Genomic DNA, 16,805 nt, shown 5'->3' with positions numbered 1-16,805 from the left:
CGGCCGGACGGGGACACTATACCCTAAAGTTACTTTCCAACCTGGCTCGCCGCAATAGCGGCCGAAGAGTAGCCCTGATGGAGGCTCCGGTATGGCGCTTAGTTGCTTAGCTTAATGGAGTTGGCGCAGTGTTGGGCGAATATCTCTATTTGGCTTTTGTAAGTGTGTACTCGAATCTGACATAGTTTTCACCAGTTAGGACTATTCCCGAGTCCAATCTTTCTAACTTGAGTCTACTTAGGAATTTTTTATCCGTAGTGAATAGATAAATGTAATCTTCTACTAAAATATATTTTATTGGACCTCGCCCTGCGACTTTGACTGTGTTTGCAGTTGTATCAGATCCGAACACATCTTCGTAGAACTTTGAGTTTGAATCGGCACACTCTAACGGATACCTGTTCCCGTAATGCAATATTGCGTACGAATTTGGTAATATATCAATTATCTGTTTTGAAAAACAATCAGACAAATTCTGTGCCTCACCCTGGATGATAATGTTGGATAATACATAAGAACCTGTCTCTAATTCTGTATAATCGTACAATTTTGGTTCATCTGGATTGTAATATCTGGGACGAGAAAATAGGTACACTGCATCTTCCCCTCTATTCGATGATCCAGAATGGCTTAAATAAAATGGAATCAGTTCTGATAAGTCACGGTTGGAGGAATCTACTCTTGATCTCGTGGAATTTTTTAGGATGGGATTTTCGGTCAAAGAACTAAATTCATAGCCGTCCGAAACCTTTCTATACATGTCGATCAATATTTCACGATAGTGACTACTGCTGTCGTCTGTCCACTCATGTATGAATGCGTTGTATACAGTATGGTGATCGATTAAATTTCCAGTGGCAGAATCGACTACAATCGAGTTATCTGATAGGAAATCGAAAAACCCTACGTCAGTATAGTTTTGACTGTAGGCTGTCTGGGGTGACCAAATAATTATGTTAAAGAGCCATGCGATTTTAATGATCCCTCTCACGCTATCTATCATCTCAACATTTTAAGGTAGGCGGTAATAACTCCATCTATTACGTTCTTATTTTCCTCTGTTGGTCTCTGTTGTGGCATCATGTGAGACTGAATGACGTCAACGTGGTTGACATACCATGAGGGGTAGTTTTTGAGGCCGCCTAAAGCGGCTTTCGCCCAACATCGCGCTGCATACGCTCAGAAAATTGCGCCCTACACTCAATTGACGTGATTGCGCCCACTAGTCTCGGCAATCACGTCAGAATTTCTACCCGGAATGTTTGCTCTTTCCCCCACCATACGGCTCCCGCTACCCAGCCGCTTTCTCTGGGCGGGCGCGCAGGAGCAAGGCGGTACGGTAAAAGCCGTGAATTACGGTAATCAGCAGGTGTAGCCTCGTCAATCTACCCGAATGACCTCCGTGCGTTCCGATATCCCGTTCTCGTTAAAGGCTTCGATCTGGAAGTAGTAGGCGTCAGCCTTGTCCATACCGGTGAAGTAGTAGCTGTTGGTACCGTAGACCATGATGCTGCCGTAGAGTTTAGCGGGGTCCTTACCGAAATAGATGTTGTACCCGTCGGCCTCAGGATGATTTTTCCACTTCATCCAGGAGGCCAGGCGGTTGCCGTCCTTATCCCGGGGGGCACGCAGGACCACAAAATTTTCCACCGGACCGGGCCGCTCCCCTGCCCCCTTACCGAATACCCGGAAACCACTGATGGCGAACTTGCCGGTGGGCATAGCGTGGTTCTCCAGTTTGAGGTAGCGGAACCGTACGGGCTGCGACAGCTCGACGTAGTCGTGGGGCACGTCCGTCTGGTTATGGCGCTTATCGACCACTATTTTCCATTCCCGTCCGTCGTCGGAGCCATAGATCACGTACTGGTGCTTCTTGCCCAGGGTCTTGCCCATGAACTCCGCGTCCTGGTCGGCATAATTGATTTGGATGGCGTGGATGGTAGACGATTCACCGAGGTCGGTTTGCAACCACTCTCCCGCGTCGCCGGTGGCGGCACTCCAGTAAGTACGGATGTCTTCGTCGACCGCGTTGTTGGCGTGAAAGCCACCGAGGGTAGAGGAGACCTGTACGGGCTTGTTGTAATTAAGCAGCATCCAGCCGGCGAAGAGTCCCGCGGTAAAATCCTTTCCCTCCGCGAATTCGGGTAGGTAGGTCGGATAATCGCCAAAGGCCGTATTGCAGTACATAACATCGTCCGCGTCGAAGCCGGCCGGCCAGATGCCCAAACGCCGCTCGAAGTTGTTCTTAACCGAGATGAAGATGGTAGATACGTGCCAGTAATTGCCGTGCGCGTCGCGGAAGGTGGCCCCGTGGCCGGCTCCCCGCGCGAAGCCGCCGGGTTTGTAGGAAAAAGGGTTGTGGGCCTGATACCGGAATCCGCCAAGAGGGTTCTCGCTGACCAGCACGCCGTCGGCGTAGCCGCTGAATTCCGTTCCCGGCGCCGCGTACTGGAAGTAGTACTTACCGTTATGCTTGGTCACCCAGGCACCTTCGACAAAGGGGGCGAGAAAGACGTTGTCGTTGTACTCCCCGAAGCGTTCCCAACCGTGGTCTTCGGGGTGTAGCTTCATGATGGGCCGGGTAATGCCGGTAGTCTGGAGGTTATGGGTCTGGATTTCCGTACCCAGCAGCGGAAATTCATTGCTGGACCCCCAGTAGAGGTAGAGATTATCCTGATCTTCGTCGTAGTGAAAAGCGGGATCCCAGGCGCCGACGTTGAGGGTATCGACGGCAATCTCCCAGTCGTCGCGGGTCGGATTGCCGCTCTTCCAGATGGGAAAGTCGAGCTCCCAGGTGGATCCGTACACGTAGAGGGAGTCATTCATTACCCAGGCCGCCGGGGCGTTGAGATCGTGGGTGTACTTGTCATCGAGCAGAAACTTGCGGTAAACAAATGTCCAGTCGAGCATATCGGCACTGTACCAGTATCCCTCCTGGTTGGTCGAAAAGAGATAGAGGGTGTCCCGCAGGTTGACGATCACCGGATCGGCCGTGGCGCGGTGCTTGCCTTCTTGTGAAAATCGTTCGAAGGGGGTGTAGCCGTAGTCGATGTTGACGGGGTTGCAGTAGGTGCGTTGCTGAGCGGAGATGGTACTCAGAGACAAGAAAAAGAAGAGGAAAAGGACGGGCATGGGGCGAGGGAGTCAAGTGGTAGGCAAATTACGGTGCCGTGAAACAAGGATGCGGGGTAGTCCACATCTCCGAAGAGGACTTCCCCAAGGGCAATACGATCAACATGGTACCGGCAGGGGTGGAATGGCCGTTGCCATCAACGAACCCAAGGCGGGTACCGACTTTTCGCCCCTGTTGGAGTGCCTAAAGGATAATCGGCCGGAGAGGTATTCTACCTGGCGCCGGGGCATGCCCTAATCATTGATGAGCGATGCGCGCGTGATCGACTTCAGTCCGGAAAAGGAATTTGACGAGCTGCTCTTCATTTTGAACGAAAAGATGAAAAAACAGGAATAAGACAGCGGTCGGAGAATTGACAGTAGGGAATCCGCCAGCCGCCTCTTGGATAAGGCGACGGCAGACACAACACAATAGCGACCGGGGTGAGTATCGTCAGGGTACACAGGGACCGCAAGCCGGCGGGGTCATTCGCCTTATCGTGAAAGAGCGCTATGTACGCGCCGGCCGTAAGGAGAGATAAAACCAGGAGTATTCCACACCGCCTATTGGTTCTTAGGCTTTCCGGCGCGTTTGTTGGATGCAGTCAATGTCGTCGGGCGTAACCGAGTAGTCTGAACGCATTGTACAGCCCAGCGAAAAACGCGATCGACCCGCACCCTCGTGTGCGGAGATCAATTGCTTTTGTCCTGGTAAGCGCCCGAAGAGTACGTCAATTCGTAGCTATGCGTGTATATCTCGAAGACGATGCCGAAGGGATCCTCGACGTAGCACATCTTGTAGGGCTTTTCTCCCGGATAATATTCGCGGATCGGCATGCGCTGTTTACCCCCCGCGGAGACGATCTTGTCGATCAACGCTTCGATATCGGGGTCCTGCACGCAGAAGTGAAACAGCCCCGTATTGAAGGGATTAAAGGCCGGGGCTTCCTTAAGGCCGTGGGGGAAAGAGAACAATTCGATGCCGATCCCATCCGAGGTGGATAAGTGCGCGATGTCAAATTCATCCCATTCCTCGCCGAAGACATCAATACACATCTGTCCGATCGCCGTATCCGCTTCCTTCTTCACCGTGGCGGGTTCCATGATGACGTACCAACCCATCACCTCCGCGTAGAATTTTACGGCCTCCTGAATCCGGGGTACCGTAATGCCGATGTGTGAGAATGAACGGGGATACTTGCTATGTTGCATTTTTACGAGCGTTGGGGGTTAACCTTGAGGAACGGAGACAAGGTACGTCCGTCAGCGGTAGGCTTTGGAGTGTCGACCGGTAGCGACGACAATTAGGCTAGTCAATGTCCGAGGGATAGTCAAAACTTCATCCCCAAATACAGATTCGGTTCAAGGAAGAAGTAGTTGTTCCACTTCGATTCCTCACGCTTGAATGACTGGGGCACGTTCGTATTTACCGGCCAGTAGTTCAGGTGAACTTGCGGCTCGATGAAGAATCTGCCCGTTTTGAATAGGGGGACGTGGTAGCCTAGGTGGTAGCTGCTATACAGTTTGAAGCCGCTTCCGATGCTCTCGCCCGCTTCATCCAGATACGTCGTCAGTAGCGGTAAGACTTCCAATGCTGCGAATACCCCCTTCCATAGTCTGCGTTGGTAGGTAATGCCCACTCCGCTTTCCCTCAGTCTACCCGGATAGAATGCGCTCTCCTGCAGAAACTGCGCGTTCCACAGGGGAATCCCCATTGGGGCGAACAATTTCCAGGTAGCTACTTTGATGCCCACCGCATCCTTGCCGGAAAGTTGACGCCGAACCAGAATTTCGTAGTGGTGCGTATTCGTTTTCGGGTTTCCGAAGTTGCTGAAGGACAACCAGGGAGTGAATACGGCGAATTTGTACTTATTCGTTGCTACCGTACCGGACCCTGAAGACTCTACGGAAGTGTCTTGCCCGTAAGCCGCTGTACAGGCAAATAATAATACGGCGATCAGGTAAATTTTGTCAAAGTTCATTTCACTATCATTATCGTGAAGAATGTTTAACAAAATTCGACCTCTTCCAACAGTTTATCGTTGACCTGAGTTAAGAAAAGAGGTATGTATTCGTTTATTTAGCCAGGCGTTTTCTTATCCGGCTCAGGGATTCCGGTTTGATCCCCAGGTAGTTTGCTATCTGGTACTGCGGGACACGCTGAACGAGGTCGGGTCGGTTCTCTAACAGCCACAGGTAGCGGTCTTCCGCGCTGTGGCTTACCCAGTTATCAAATTCATCGGCAATATCGACCATAAGTTTTTCCGTCATTACCCTAATGAAGGATTCCAACTCGGGGTGCTTCCTCGTCGCCTCCTTTTCGGTATCCGGATTGCCGAATAAAGCTATGGTTTCTTCTACCGTAGCCAGGAAGTATTTAGAAGGTTCCCGATTGGTATAACTGGCCGGGGTGATAATTTGCCCCTCGGTATAGAAATTGGTTATCTTCTCCTCCCCGTCTATGAGGTAATACTTTTTTACGCACCCCTGCAGAATGAAAAAGCACTCATTGGCAATTTTACCTTCCTGTAGCACAACCGTTCTTTTTTTAATCGCCTTTATCCCGCTATGCTCCAGTATTATCTCCTCCAGTTCTTTCGAGATTGAAGCGAACCGGGAAAGAAATGCTACTACATCTTCGCGTTCTTTTGTGGTCATCTTGTTCGTCTTTGGAACCGGATCGGAAGCAGCATCGGGACCTCGGGTACCGTTGGCCGGACTCGGAATGCACGCCCGATCCTATAAGGTACGACCCTGGACCCAAAATTTGAGGAACTACCCGGCTACCTAACCCACCGCCCGCGTGGGTGCATCATTTGTAACTGAAGGGTGTAAATTCGGCGGGTCCGTGATGGGTGGTTTGCGTCGATCACCTCAGGGTCGTGCCCAAACCAACATTTCAACGGATGTGGTTCGGGCGGTGGTCCGGTTGATCCGAGGCATTTATACGCTGCTCTATCCCATTTAAAGAGCAAACCTGACGGGAAGATAGAATGCGGTACGTACCACATCACCGTCCTGCGTGCCCGGAATCCAGGGGTTCATCCGTTCAACTACCTTCACCGCTTCTTCGCCACAACCTCCACCGATTTCCCTGACGACTTCCGCATTCGTCAGGGTTCCGTCTTTTTCCACGATAAACTTGACAACGACCATTCCCTCAATTTTTGCCGCGATAGCCTCTTGGGGGTATACTATATTGTCGAAGATGAAGTCCAGCATTTCTTTCATATCACACTTCATCCCTTTCTTGCTCACCTCGCCCTCGTCACAATCGCTGAATTTTGGCATTTTTTCGGGTGACCTGAAGATCAGTTGCTCTTCGTCGCCGTGCAATTCGGAGTCCCTGTATATCATCCACCGATCTTCGTATTTCACTAACCCGCTCTGATCCTGCGTGAAGTGATCTATGTCCTGAAAGGTAGGCTCTATGATCGTTGCACCCGACTCATCAATTATACCGTATCTATCTTTTGCCTTTACTACGTAGTAATTTCCCGCAGCATGTTATATTGAATCGTACCTGGCCGGAACTACCTCTCTTCCTTGCTCATTTACAATACCCCACTTTGCGTCTTTTACGATGTATTGTGAAGTTGCGTAAACCTTGTTGATCACGACAAATGGCCCAGCAATAACATCTCGCTTCACCACGAAATATTTTTCCCCTTTCTTCTCCTTGATCTCAACGGATTGCCCGGCCAGGGAGGTCGGCCCGAGCAATATTAGTAAGTAGATAAATATTCTCATTAGCGGATCTACGTGCATTGGATGTGATAAAACAGAATACCGGCATCCCAAGCCTGATCACTTCCCTAAATACGATTACCGCATTTAGTATGACCCCCTACCCGGATTGCGCGGACGGCAAGGTAATCATATAATTAGGTACCCTCCGCCGTAGCTGAGAGAGTTATCGAAACGGGTGCGAGCACGACCCCGAATGATTTCACCATAGGCTGTAACGCAAACACCCTTTCATCGTATTCTTTAACCTGTACCCGCTCCCCAGAACCACCGCCGTGGAGTCGCACAGTTTCTCTAATCTGCTTGGTCGGCCGCCAGTCGCTAAATCATCGGGCTAAGCCCTACGCCAACGGGCTGTCCACGGCGAGTTCCGCAATACCTATTCTGAGGCATATCGGCTTTCCGAGCACATTACCTGAATTTACGCCTGCGGCAACGCTGTATACGGACGGTACTTCCTGCCCCGCCGACACGGCTCCTCCCGAATCATCCGCTTACCCGTAGATAGCAGTTCAGAACTGCGTGGCCCGAACCAACAAGCCTCTTTGCTTCGCTCCAGACTAATCGGGCGGTAGCTACCAATCTAGGTACTGGACGGCGTGGGACGGTGGTGTTTCTGGACTAAGGTCTTCCTAAACCAAATTATCCAATACTCCCTCAGTCCCCGGTTGACGCTGTGCGCGGTGTTCGCCGCTTAAATCATTTTTTGCTAAGTTTTCATTTTACGCTAACTTAATTAAGTATACGCATTGCGTATTTACCCAGGTCACGCAGTTAATCACGTTAGCTCCAATTGAGCGGCAATCGATAATCTAAAGTAAAGAGAACGAAAATGTCAGTTGCTGATAAAAACGAATCTCAATTCTTTCAAAGAATGGTTGGCATTGGTGCTTATGAAAACTTTTCTATCACTGACATCAGGTACTTACAAGTAACGAATATAGCGTCTATTTTAGGTGCAATGTATAATGCAATTTGGATGCTTATAACATTTAGTATCACTGACTCTCCGCTAATTTACGGAAGCAATGCATTATTGGGATTGATGTTTCTACTTGTGTTAATCTTCAATCATAATGGTCGGAGGATTTTGGCCACCGTATGGCTTACTGTGACCTCGTACGTATCGGTTCTCTTATTTCTTTTTTTGTTGGGATACTCGTCTGGTGTCGCGTTCATTTGCTTTTTAATAATTATCCTGCCCTATATGACTTTCCCCCGCAAGGCAAGGAAGTTAGCCCATGGGTTTAGTATAATGGCTTGTTTTACGTTGATTTTCATTGTATTACTTCAATCAAGCATTAACGCTTATTATGACAAAGTAGATCCCTATTTATTACAAGTAGTCAATATCAGTATAACTGGGTTGATTTGCCTTGCACTTATTTGGAGTATGTCTGTACTAATTGACAGATCGGAGGAATCTCTAATGGTCGAACAGAAAAAAACAGACGACCTTCTACATAACATTCTTCCGGTAAATGTAGCGAAGGATCTAAAAGAAACCGGTAGGACAATTCCCCGAAAGTACGGCAATGTGACTATTTTATTTACTGATTTCGAAGGTTTTACGGAGTTAGTAGCATCCATTTCGGAGATCACTTTAGTCAACGAACTTAATGAGATCTTCGGACGCTTCGATGAAATCGTTGAAGAGGCAGGGGTAGAAAAAATTGAAACAATTGGTGATGCGTATTTGGCTGCGTGTGGCCTTGGGGAAGGAATTACTGAAGAAAACGCTATTAATTGCATCACAGCCGCACGAGAGATGATTCACTACCTCGAAGAAAGAAATTCGAACCACGATATAAAGTGGAGAATGAGAGTCGGGATACATTCCGGACCCATTGTGGCGGGAGTAGTGGGAAAGAAGAAATTCAGATATGACCTCTTTGGCGATACCATTAACACGGCAAGTAGGATGGAGTCCTCAGGGGAACCTGGCGAAATAAATATTTCAGGACTAACGTATCAACTTGTTAAAAATAACTTCGATTGCAAATACAGAGGCAAAATTCACGCTAAGGGGAAAGGAGCAATGGAAATGTACTTTGTAAAGTAAACCGTAGCTGGCAATGTGGACAACGATTATCCTCACTAAGTGGTCGCACACCGTATGCGTAAGAAATTAAGCTGTTGTAAGGTTTCAAACAGGACGAAGCCAGCCGATTTCAAAACACGATGACAGCTTTTTGCCGTATCCTATATGAAAAAATATAATTTTATATTCTCATTATTTATAGCCCTAAACACTAACTATTGAGCAAAATCGTAATCGAATGGCTGCACCATTAGTATCCCCTTTATGTAGTTTGCCATTTTTTCCAGACTGCAGGTAGTCTAATTTTAAGATCATTTTCGTCTTCTGTCCACTCAACTCCACTAATCACTTGATTCTCCGCTATACCGGGAGGCATAGGTTGTCCAGTCTTTTTCTCGTAAGCGATCGTTGGAATATAGCTAAGCCCTTCCCAATCCGCATTTGTTATATCATGATCAAAGGTGATTAGTGTTTCTGGATCAGATAAAGCTTCAAAATATCGCTGCTTACCCTGACCTATTAACCACCCGCGAAAATCCGAAAAGGTATCATCAGAACATCCATCTTGAATGATATAAGCGGCTGCCCACAAATCTCAGTTGTATGCAGCACCTCTATAGCTCCGAAACCTATTATCAAATTTCAAAATGTCAATCGCTTCTAATTGCAGAAGCTCATTCTGTAGATCATTCTGCTGCTTCACATGATCTCCGTTACTTGTAGAAAGAGTGGTGCCAATAATATTCCAAAACATATCTTCATCCATAAGTTCAATAGAGTCTTGTACCTCTTTTTGATTATGGATTTGACTCTTTACTAGCCCTTTCTTTTTGCTGAATAGTTTACGAAATATCCACATGTCTTGTTGAATTTTCACAGTTTAACCGTAGGTTTAATAGTAATCCTCATTGCACTTTACCAACCTAGCACAATTCCGATGTTTTAAGTCTGGACTATACCTTCTCAGAGTTCGGGGTGATGTTATTGTCAGCCTCCCTAACGGCGGCTTTACGTGCAACAGACAGTGCGCCACTGCAGATGGGGCTTCAATAATACGAAGGAATAGACTCTACAATCAACGAGTGGGGGCGGCGCGTCGGTATGGACCGAAACTGACCAGCGGGAGCTTTACCCCCCTCCCTCAGCTCCGATTGACGATGGGCGCGGTGTTCATTCAATTATTTTAATCCGACCAGTTCTCAAGTTTGCCACCTTCATACCACAGTGTCAAATATATGCGATCATCGAATCGCTGACCATGCCAGTATACTTCGTCGAATCGCAGTTCTTTAAGAGCTTTTTTTAGATGGGTAAAGCACTTCTTATACATCTTGTTTTCCCAGTAGTCATCGAGTTCATTGGTTTCGTAGTCGGCAAAAGATATTGCCTTGACCCTGCCGCGTGAATCAATAGTTACCACATAGGTATCTCCGTCTGCGCATTCAAGGTCACTAAGCTCAACCCAATCGAGTCTTATAATACGCTCAAATAAAATTTGATGTATAGTATCGCCGAGCCCTCTGTTTAGTCGATCTGGATCATCAATATAGTTTATGACGTCAACAGACTCTATAACTCTTCCGTTCTTTATTCGAATTATCTTTTCGGACTGAAATACTCTATCAAAGACACCATCCCAACGTACTAAATTACTGCTATTTCCAATAGTAATCGTAGTGTTTGCAGACTTTATCCACCTTCCATTCTGATATTCTATGATGTCAGTATACAAACTGTCTAAAAATACTGTTGTGTCGCCTTGTAAAAACTGAGTGGCTGCACCACACGCAACTACTGCGTTTAAGAACATTTTCTCCTCCGCTATTTCGTATATAGCTTGATAGCCTCTCCAACAACTGAATCTTGCACCAGATCGAAAACTGAGATCAAACAACTTACCCTGATCGTGCCTTAACTCTTGGACCACATCATCTATGACTAAATTATAAATACTAACGGTGTCGCCATTGTAAATCAACACATCAGGGTCCTGTGGACTATTGTGCGTACCACCATATAGTGTGTTCACATATACGATGAGTAATACAATTAATACTTTTGTCGTCCGAGTCATAGATTAACCATTTTAGACGGGTATCTATAGGTTTCTCATTTCCTGAAGTGAAATTATTCCAACCTATAAACTGTCTCAGTAATTCTCTGCATTGTGCCAGGATAGAATTCATGGTAGTTATGAAATTTTTTTCGTATCCAAGGAACTGCCTCGTTGTAGCTAACATTGTGATGCTGTTGGGCTAATATTAGCTTTTCGCGTACGACGATTCATCCAGCGGGGGCGCCAGCGCAGGCCGGCTACCATTAGCCAGTAATCCGGACCGTGATTAGCGTTGGGATGGCTTTCTAAAGATTCTTCGAAACCTAAAAGCACCACCGCCGGCTTGACGATGGCGCAGTGTTGGCTGATGTCCTTTTCTTTTATTCTTTGTAGTGCGGGCTGTTTCTACGCGGTAGCTTTCCGAACTGGGGTAGACTGTTTCTCTTTGCAAGTTATAGATCGGTGCGGACGAATTATGGGCAGTGTTTTTTTATAAGCAACCGAGCGGAGCACTATTTACCTTGATCATTTGTTAGTTTATTACAATCGTATTCCCATTTGTACCATGTGCTTTCTATGGGAAACGTGCTCCCTTCGGGGTGTACATGGCGGCCTTGAAGAATACCATATTCCCAATCATATGTGATGATGAGATCATGTTGCTCCGAATAATCCTCGTACTGCCTTCTACTTTTACCCAAATTTTGGTTATTCGTAATTTCTGTCCTCTGCAAAAATGAATAGCTGGCTAGTGCGTAGTTTTTCAGATTCTTCGAGTAAAGTGCGCACATTATCGAATCTAGAAAGGGTAATAAATCAATTAAGTTACTATTTGCTGGCGTGTAAACTGCATATCGGTTAGTCATGTAGCTTTTAGAGATATCATTTCCTGGGTCCACACTGGAGACATTTGAGGTATCCGACACATATTGCAAATATTCTACTTTTATCGGCGAGTTCATCCCACGTTCGTTTTTATAGCATGATATAAATATGGACATCGAGACTGTCATCAATAAAATGAATTGATTAGATTTCATCTGGAGGAGTTGAATTAAGTATGCCTTTTCTATAGCTAAATATTTAAAAATCCTTTTGCATGATGATTTTCTAGACAAATGGGCCTAAATGTTGTGTCATATCCGGTAAACTCTACCCGATCCGTGGCTGGTCAACTTCTTTTTTCCTACTGCTTGTTCTGCGGGGTTATGGATATCAGCCAACTCCAACATAACCCAAACCACATAATTGACGGAGTTGTGGCAGTTGACGTGATTGCGGCAATTGACGTGTACACGCCATCTGGCAGTTGGAAACACGCAGTTCGGTCCCGCTAATCAAACGGTGCCCGACGGCCCGGACTTGCCTAACCCTCTCCTTATCCTGTCACTAATACTACCATTTTCACGGTTCGAACCGACGACCCGTCTCCCACCCACCGATTTTTGTCCCGTTCAGGTCCCCTCCCGCCGATGCGAAGCGCTCATCGTAAAGTATCTGTAACATCTGCGCTCGTTATATAGATCATCCCCTAACCACCACTAGTGGGGTAAGTGGTATCCGAGAAGGTACAGGCTATTCGCGTGGTTGGTGCCCTGCGTCTAGGAACCGTACGCCCGGTCAAAGGGCAAGTATGCGTCTTAATCAATACATCAACGTGCGCCCCCGACATCTACTCCACTACTACCGGCAGGGTCATTTCCAGCCGCTCCTCCGGCGCCGTCACGGCATTCAGGAAGCGCAGACGCAAATCGAACGACGGTAGCTGCTCGTCGGTCATAACGGACACCACCGTTTCCGAATGCGGAGGGAAACGCAGAATACCCAGATCGGTCTGCAGGGAATAGCCGCTCAGGTTCTCGACCAGGTAGTCGGCATCGCTATCGTTACGAATCACGACATCGGCGATGGAAGACGGGCCCCGGTAGTAAGCGCGCGCAACGCTCACGCTAGCCGCCACCACCGCCCGCACGTTCGCTTCCTTACCCACCAGGGTATTCTCGAACCACGCTACGGTTCGCCGGGCATCCAGGGCCCGACGGATCGCGGCGGCACTGCGCTCCTCCGTCAGCACCAGGGTTACCGGTCGGTGACCGCCCTCGCCGATCTCGAACTGGTAATCGATCAGGCCGTGAATGTCCGACGTGCCCATGATGGCCAGATCGTGATCCAGGGCAATCTGCAACGCTTCCTTACTAATCGTCAGGTCGTTGACGACCTCAATGCCGTGCAACCACCCCCGTTCGATCAGGTCGCGGTGAAACGGGGTGAGCCGTGCTACGCCGTCCGGCCGCTGCGCTACCCAGTTGGGGTGGTTCCAGAAGGTAAAGGCGCCCTGCCGGTGAGCCTCGGCGAATACGGCCAGGCTATCGCCCCCCAACAGCTTGTTGGCGTCTTCGATAAAAATGGCGTTTACGTGGCCCGGTGGCAGATCACGGGTAATCTCCGCACCGGGTATGACGATCATATCGTAAGGCCGGGCGTATTCCTCGGCCAGCACGTTGCTGCGGTTCCGGTCGGGGTGGGGAATATCGTCGGCGTGGGGCTGATATTCCAGGTGCTCGGTCATCGCGATGGCATCGACGCTGTCCCGCAGCGATTCCTGGATGCGAACGTCCGGCCACACGCTGCCGTCGCTGAATACGGTATGCTGGTGAAAGTCGCACACCAGCGTGAGGTACGCCTCGGTATCCGGAAAACGGATGGCCCGGTCACCCGTGTGATTGTGCCCGTGACCGTGACCCTGTTGCGCTATTAGGGACGTTGCAAACAGAACAAATAGAAGTACCGAAGCGAAGCGAAGCATATACCAGCGTGTTTGGCGCAATGTACGTTTATCGGCACAGCCATTCATATTACAGGTATTGTTCCCACCAGACCGATACATCGGAAAAATGGTCAAATCCTCCGGAGGAATTACCCAGAACTACTGCTCTTGGCCCGTATCCTACAGCTCCTGCGTTCCCGCCGCTTCGTACCGCGGCGGAGCTCACGAACCGTACCCCGAACCATCCAACCGTCACCGATTAAAACTGGCGTCGCGGTCAGCTTACCCCCGCCGCCGCTCCAGCAGGATCATCATCATCAAACCCAGTAGAATACGATTATCGTCGTCCGTTTCGGTGCGGCCGAGTTTGTCGATCCGGAACCGGCGGCCAAAAAACGAGGGCTCCTTCGTCAGACGGGCAATTTCGCGATCCCGGTGGTCGGTGACGAGGTAGGAGGGGTTGAAGACGTATCCGCTAAGCAGGCCTACCCCGGGAATCTGGCCGAGCAGACTGTCCATTACCTTCACCCACCCGTTTTCTTCCCGGATGCGGTACTGGGGGCGATCGTGCTGGTCGATGATTTCGTACTCCGCCCGCCAGACGGACCGCCAGCCCTTACGTGCCACCTTACCAAAGGGCGTACCGCGTGCATCCGTAAATTGGTAGGCGGCCGACCAGTCGATCCACCGGTCCGCGTTAATGTTATAAAGGACCTGCGAACGCCGCTCGTCGCTGTAGATCTGGATGTCTTCCTTCAGCCGCAACATCTTCTGGCGGACGTAGGCGACGACCCGACCACCGGCATCGGTAGCCGTAAAGTCGTTGGCCAGCGTGGTGATCCTGAAGGTGAGGGTGAGGGGATAATGAAGCGCCTGCATACCCAAAGATAAGTGGGAAACTATTCTCTTTAGCGGGGCGCGGAGAAGCGTTCGTCGGTGAGCAGCGACTCATCGGTCAGGGTGCCCAGGAAGGCCAGTAAAGCCGCCTTCTGGCGCTCCGTCAGCGGAAAGCCCGTAATGTTGGGATCTTCGTTCTCCAGATCGTGGCCGCCGCCGGCGTAGTGATCCAGTACCTCCTCTAGCGTCTTGAAGCGCCCGTCGTGCATATAGGGTGCGGTGAGGGCGATGTTGCGCAGGGTAGGGGTGCGAAATTTGCCATTATCGAAGCGGCTGCCCGTGACTCCGCCGAGCCCCTTGTCCACGAAGTCGTCGAGGGAGGCCACGTCTTCAATACCGTTATTCCGGAAGCGGTTGTCCCCGAAACCCGGGGCGTTGTGACAGTGGCCGCAACCGGGATGCAGCGTCCCCGGCGGCACGTTCTCGACGAAGAATAGGCTGTCGGCTCCCAGCTGCTCGGCTTCGGTGAAGAAGTCGGTATTCCGGTACACGACCCGGTCGTATTTACTATCCGCGGAAATGATGGTGCGCTCGAACTGGGCAATGGCCTTAACGGTAAGCTCACGGGTAATTTCCGACCGGTTATCGACCCCGAAGGCAGCGCGAAAACGGGCGGGGTAGTCGTCGTGGGTGCGCAACTTGCGCAGTACTTCCTCCCAGTCGTTGTCGAGTTCCAACATATCCTCCACCGGGTGGATAGCCTGCTCCCACAGCCGGGTCGAACTGCCGTCCCAGTTGAAGCCGTTCGGGTTAAAGGCCAGGTTCACCAGCGACATCGCGCTACGCCCTCCCTCGAGTTGACGGATGCCGACGGAGCGGTTCAGTCCGTCGGTAAAGGCCAGTTCCTGCCGGTGGCAACTGGCGCAGGACATCGATCCGTCGGAGCTCAGAATCTCCTTATCGTAGAAGATGTGCCGGCCCAGCTCGATACCTTCTTCCGTCAGGGGGTTGTCGGGATCTACTACGGGCGCCGGGAAGTAGTCCGGCACCTCCAGCGCGTAGGGGGTGGGCGCACTGGGGCCCTGGATCGCTCCACTATCCACTACGGGGGGGTCTCCGCCCACTTCCTCCCCACAGCCTATGGCCGCAAAGAGTCCCAGTAGACCGATAAAGTAGCAGGTACGGAGCATAGGATAGGCAAAGATGTTGTGGCCAGTGGATCGCGTCGTCACCGCACTTTACTAACAGAGGAGGTGTCGGTCAGGGTATGCAGGAAGGCGACCAAAGCCGCTTTATCTCCGGTACTCAAGTGTAGGGGGTGAACGTTCGGACTCCGGTTTTCCGCGTACCGCCCCCCGGAGTCGTAGTGGTCGATCACTTCTTCCAGACTACGGAAACGCCCGTCGTGCATGTAGGGCGCGGTCAGCGCCACGTTACGCAAGGAGGGATTACGGAACCGACCATTATCGTATACCTGGCCACTGACGTTCCCCCGCCCCGGATCAACGAAGGCCGCCAGGTCCACGGCTTCGTCCAGTCCGTTATTCTCGAAACGCTGGTTGGTGAAGTGCGGCGGCGTGTGGCAGTGCGCGCACTCCCCCTTCGGAAAGTTTGCGTAGGCCCAGCTGGGATCGTCGCCAAAGTCAAAGAAGATCGCGTGCCCCCGGGCCTCCTCCGGCGTATATTCTTCCTCCCCCCGCCGCACCCGGTCATACTTGCTGTCGGTCGAGACGAGCGTACGCTGAAATTGCGCCAGGGCCCGACCTACGAGGGTCGAATCCGGCATCACTTTTCCGAAGGCGGCACGAAAGGCTGCCACGTAGTCCGGTCGAGCCCGCAGTTTTTCAATCACTTCCGGCCAGCTTCCCCCCATCTCGTGGGCGGTCCCGACCGGATGCAGTGCCTGGGCCTCCAGATTTTCGGCCCGGCCGTCCCAGAACAGGGCTTGGTGGAAGTAGCCGACGTTCGTCAGTCCGGGGGTGTTACGCGTACCTGCCCGGCCCGCCGTGCCCACGCTCACCGGACGTCCGTCCGAAAAGGCGCGCGCGGGCTGGTGGCAGGATGCACAGCTCACGGAACCGTCGGCCGACAGCACCGGATCGAAGAACAGCTTTCGCCCCAGCGCTATGCCCGCTTCGGTAGAGGGATTACCGGCGGGGTAAAGTATAGCGGCGTAGGGGGGCGGCTCTTCCACCTCCCGGCAAGCTACACCGAGCAGCACGAGCGTATAGAGCAGCCACCGCAAG

Annotated in this window: 13 protein-coding genes and 1 pseudogene; 1 reads left to right on the top strand and 13 read right to left on the bottom strand. The window is 50.6% G+C overall.

Translation table 11 applies throughout. The annotated features are described in order from the left end of the window. Positions 1 to 145: 145 nt before the first annotated feature. The 7 genes from NMA52_RS16375 to NMA52_RS16345 form a co-directional block, all read right to left on the bottom strand. The gene (locus tag NMA52_RS16375) at positions 146 to 1,003 is read right to left on the bottom strand and encodes a hypothetical protein (RefSeq protein WP_254828784.1); all 858 of its coding nucleotides are present in this window, start codon (positions 1,001 to 1,003) and stop codon (positions 146 to 148) included. 377 nt (positions 1,004 to 1,380) lie between these two features. Next, complete coding sequence (locus tag NMA52_RS16370) at positions 1,381 to 3,132, bottom strand: discoidin domain-containing protein (RefSeq protein WP_254828783.1); 1,752 nt, start codon at positions 3,130 to 3,132, stop codon at positions 1,381 to 1,383. Positions 3,133 to 3,804: 672 nt separating this feature from the next. After that, positions 3,805 to 4,323, bottom strand: a complete 519-nt coding sequence (locus NMA52_RS16365) for a lactoylglutathione lyase family protein (RefSeq protein WP_254828782.1) — start codon at positions 4,321 to 4,323, stop codon at positions 3,805 to 3,807. A gap of 119 nt (positions 4,324 to 4,442) precedes the next feature. After that, positions 4,443 to 5,093, bottom strand: a complete 651-nt coding sequence (locus NMA52_RS16360) for a hypothetical protein (RefSeq protein ID WP_254828781.1) — start codon at positions 5,091 to 5,093, stop codon at positions 4,443 to 4,445. Between the two features lie 94 nt (positions 5,094 to 5,187). After that, complete coding sequence (locus tag NMA52_RS16355) at positions 5,188 to 5,769, bottom strand: Crp/Fnr family transcriptional regulator (RefSeq protein WP_254828780.1); 582 nt, start codon at positions 5,767 to 5,769, stop codon at positions 5,188 to 5,190. Positions 5,770 to 6,075: 306 nt separating this feature from the next. Next, positions 6,076 to 6,567 carry an energy transducer TonB gene (locus NMA52_RS19240; protein WP_371930983.1) on the bottom strand — a complete coding sequence of 164 codons (492 nt, stop codon included), beginning with the start codon at positions 6,565 to 6,567 and terminating at the stop codon, positions 6,076 to 6,078. A 51-nt stretch (positions 6,568 to 6,618) separates the two neighbouring features. Beyond that, positions 6,619 to 6,879 (bottom strand): WG repeat-containing protein, encoded by a 261-nt coding sequence (locus NMA52_RS16345; protein ID WP_254828778.1) that lies wholly within the window; start codon positions 6,877 to 6,879, stop codon positions 6,619 to 6,621. 811 nt (positions 6,880 to 7,690) lie between these two features. Here NMA52_RS16345 and NMA52_RS19235 point away from each other — a divergent pair. After that, positions 7,691 to 8,920 carry an adenylate/guanylate cyclase domain-containing protein gene (locus NMA52_RS19235; RefSeq protein WP_371930978.1) on the top strand — a complete coding sequence of 410 codons (1,230 nt, stop codon included), beginning with the start codon at positions 7,691 to 7,693 and terminating at the stop codon, positions 8,918 to 8,920. A gap of 241 nt (positions 8,921 to 9,161) precedes the next feature. Here the strand turns inward: NMA52_RS19235 and NMA52_RS16335 are convergent. The 6 genes and pseudogenes from NMA52_RS16335 to NMA52_RS16310 form a co-directional block, all read right to left on the bottom strand. Then, positions 9,162 to 9,653: pseudogene (locus NMA52_RS16335) on the bottom strand (DUF4240 domain-containing protein). 429 nt (positions 9,654 to 10,082) lie between these two features. Further along, entirely contained in the window at positions 10,083 to 10,928 is an 846-nt protein-coding gene (locus tag NMA52_RS16330) for a hypothetical protein (RefSeq protein ID WP_254828776.1), read from the bottom strand. 1,699 nt (positions 10,929 to 12,627) lie between these two features. After that, a complete protein-coding gene (locus tag NMA52_RS16325; protein ID WP_254828775.1) occupies positions 12,628 to 13,761 on the bottom strand; it encodes an Sb-PDE family phosphodiesterase in 1,134 nt (377 codons plus the stop codon). A gap of 243 nt (positions 13,762 to 14,004) precedes the next feature. Further along, entirely contained in the window at positions 14,005 to 14,601 is a 597-nt protein-coding gene (locus NMA52_RS16320) for a hypothetical protein (protein ID WP_254828774.1), read from the bottom strand. 29 nt (positions 14,602 to 14,630) lie between these two features. Beyond that, positions 14,631 to 15,749, bottom strand: coding sequence for a cytochrome-c peroxidase (locus NMA52_RS16315; RefSeq protein WP_254828773.1), 1,119 nt, complete (start codon positions 15,747 to 15,749; stop codon positions 14,631 to 14,633). 38 nt (positions 15,750 to 15,787) lie between these two features. Beyond that, a complete protein-coding gene (locus NMA52_RS16310; RefSeq protein WP_254828772.1) occupies positions 15,788 to 16,804 on the bottom strand; it encodes a cytochrome-c peroxidase in 1,017 nt (338 codons plus the stop codon). Position 16,805 lies beyond the last annotated feature (1 nt).

Origin of the sequence: Lewinella sp. JB7 (assembly GCF_024297185.1) — a bacterium.
GTDB lineage: Bacteria > Bacteroidota > Bacteroidia > Chitinophagales > Saprospiraceae > Neolewinella.
This window is presented reverse-complemented; position numbering and strand designations above follow the sequence as displayed.

What these genes read in the sequence shown, in the direction of transcription:
- NMA52_RS16360 (WP_254828781.1), bottom strand. Translation starts at nt 5,093, where the DNA reads ATGAACTTTGACAAAATTTACCTGATCGCCGTATTATTATTTGCCTGT.
- NMA52_RS16355 (WP_254828780.1), bottom strand. Translation starts at nt 5,769, where the DNA reads ATGACCACAAAAGAACGCGAAGATGTAGTAGCATTTCTTTCCCGGTTC.
- NMA52_RS16325 (WP_254828775.1), bottom strand. Translation starts at nt 13,761, where the DNA reads ATGCTTCGCTTCGCTTCGGTACTTCTATTTGTTCTGTTTGCAACGTCC.
- NMA52_RS16370 (WP_254828783.1), bottom strand. Translation starts at nt 3,132, where the DNA reads ATGCCCGTCCTTTTCCTCTTCTTTTTCTTGTCTCTGAGTACCATCTCC.
- NMA52_RS19235 (WP_371930978.1), top strand. Translation starts at nt 7,691, where the DNA reads ATGTCAGTTGCTGATAAAAACGAATCTCAATTCTTTCAAAGAATGGTT.
- NMA52_RS16365 (WP_254828782.1), bottom strand. Translation starts at nt 4,323, where the DNA reads ATGCAACATAGCAAGTATCCCCGTTCATTCTCACACATCGGCATTACG.
- NMA52_RS16375 (WP_254828784.1), bottom strand. Translation starts at nt 1,003, where the DNA reads ATGATAGATAGCGTGAGAGGGATCATTAAAATCGCATGGCTCTTTAAC.
- NMA52_RS16320 (WP_254828774.1), bottom strand. Translation starts at nt 14,601, where the DNA reads ATGCAGGCGCTTCATTATCCCCTCACCCTCACCTTCAGGATCACCACG.
- NMA52_RS16315 (WP_254828773.1), bottom strand. Translation starts at nt 15,749, where the DNA reads ATGCTCCGTACCTGCTACTTTATCGGTCTACTGGGACTCTTTGCGGCC.
- NMA52_RS16345 (WP_254828778.1), bottom strand. Translation starts at nt 6,879, where the DNA reads ATGCACGTAGATCCGCTAATGAGAATATTTATCTACTTACTAATATTG.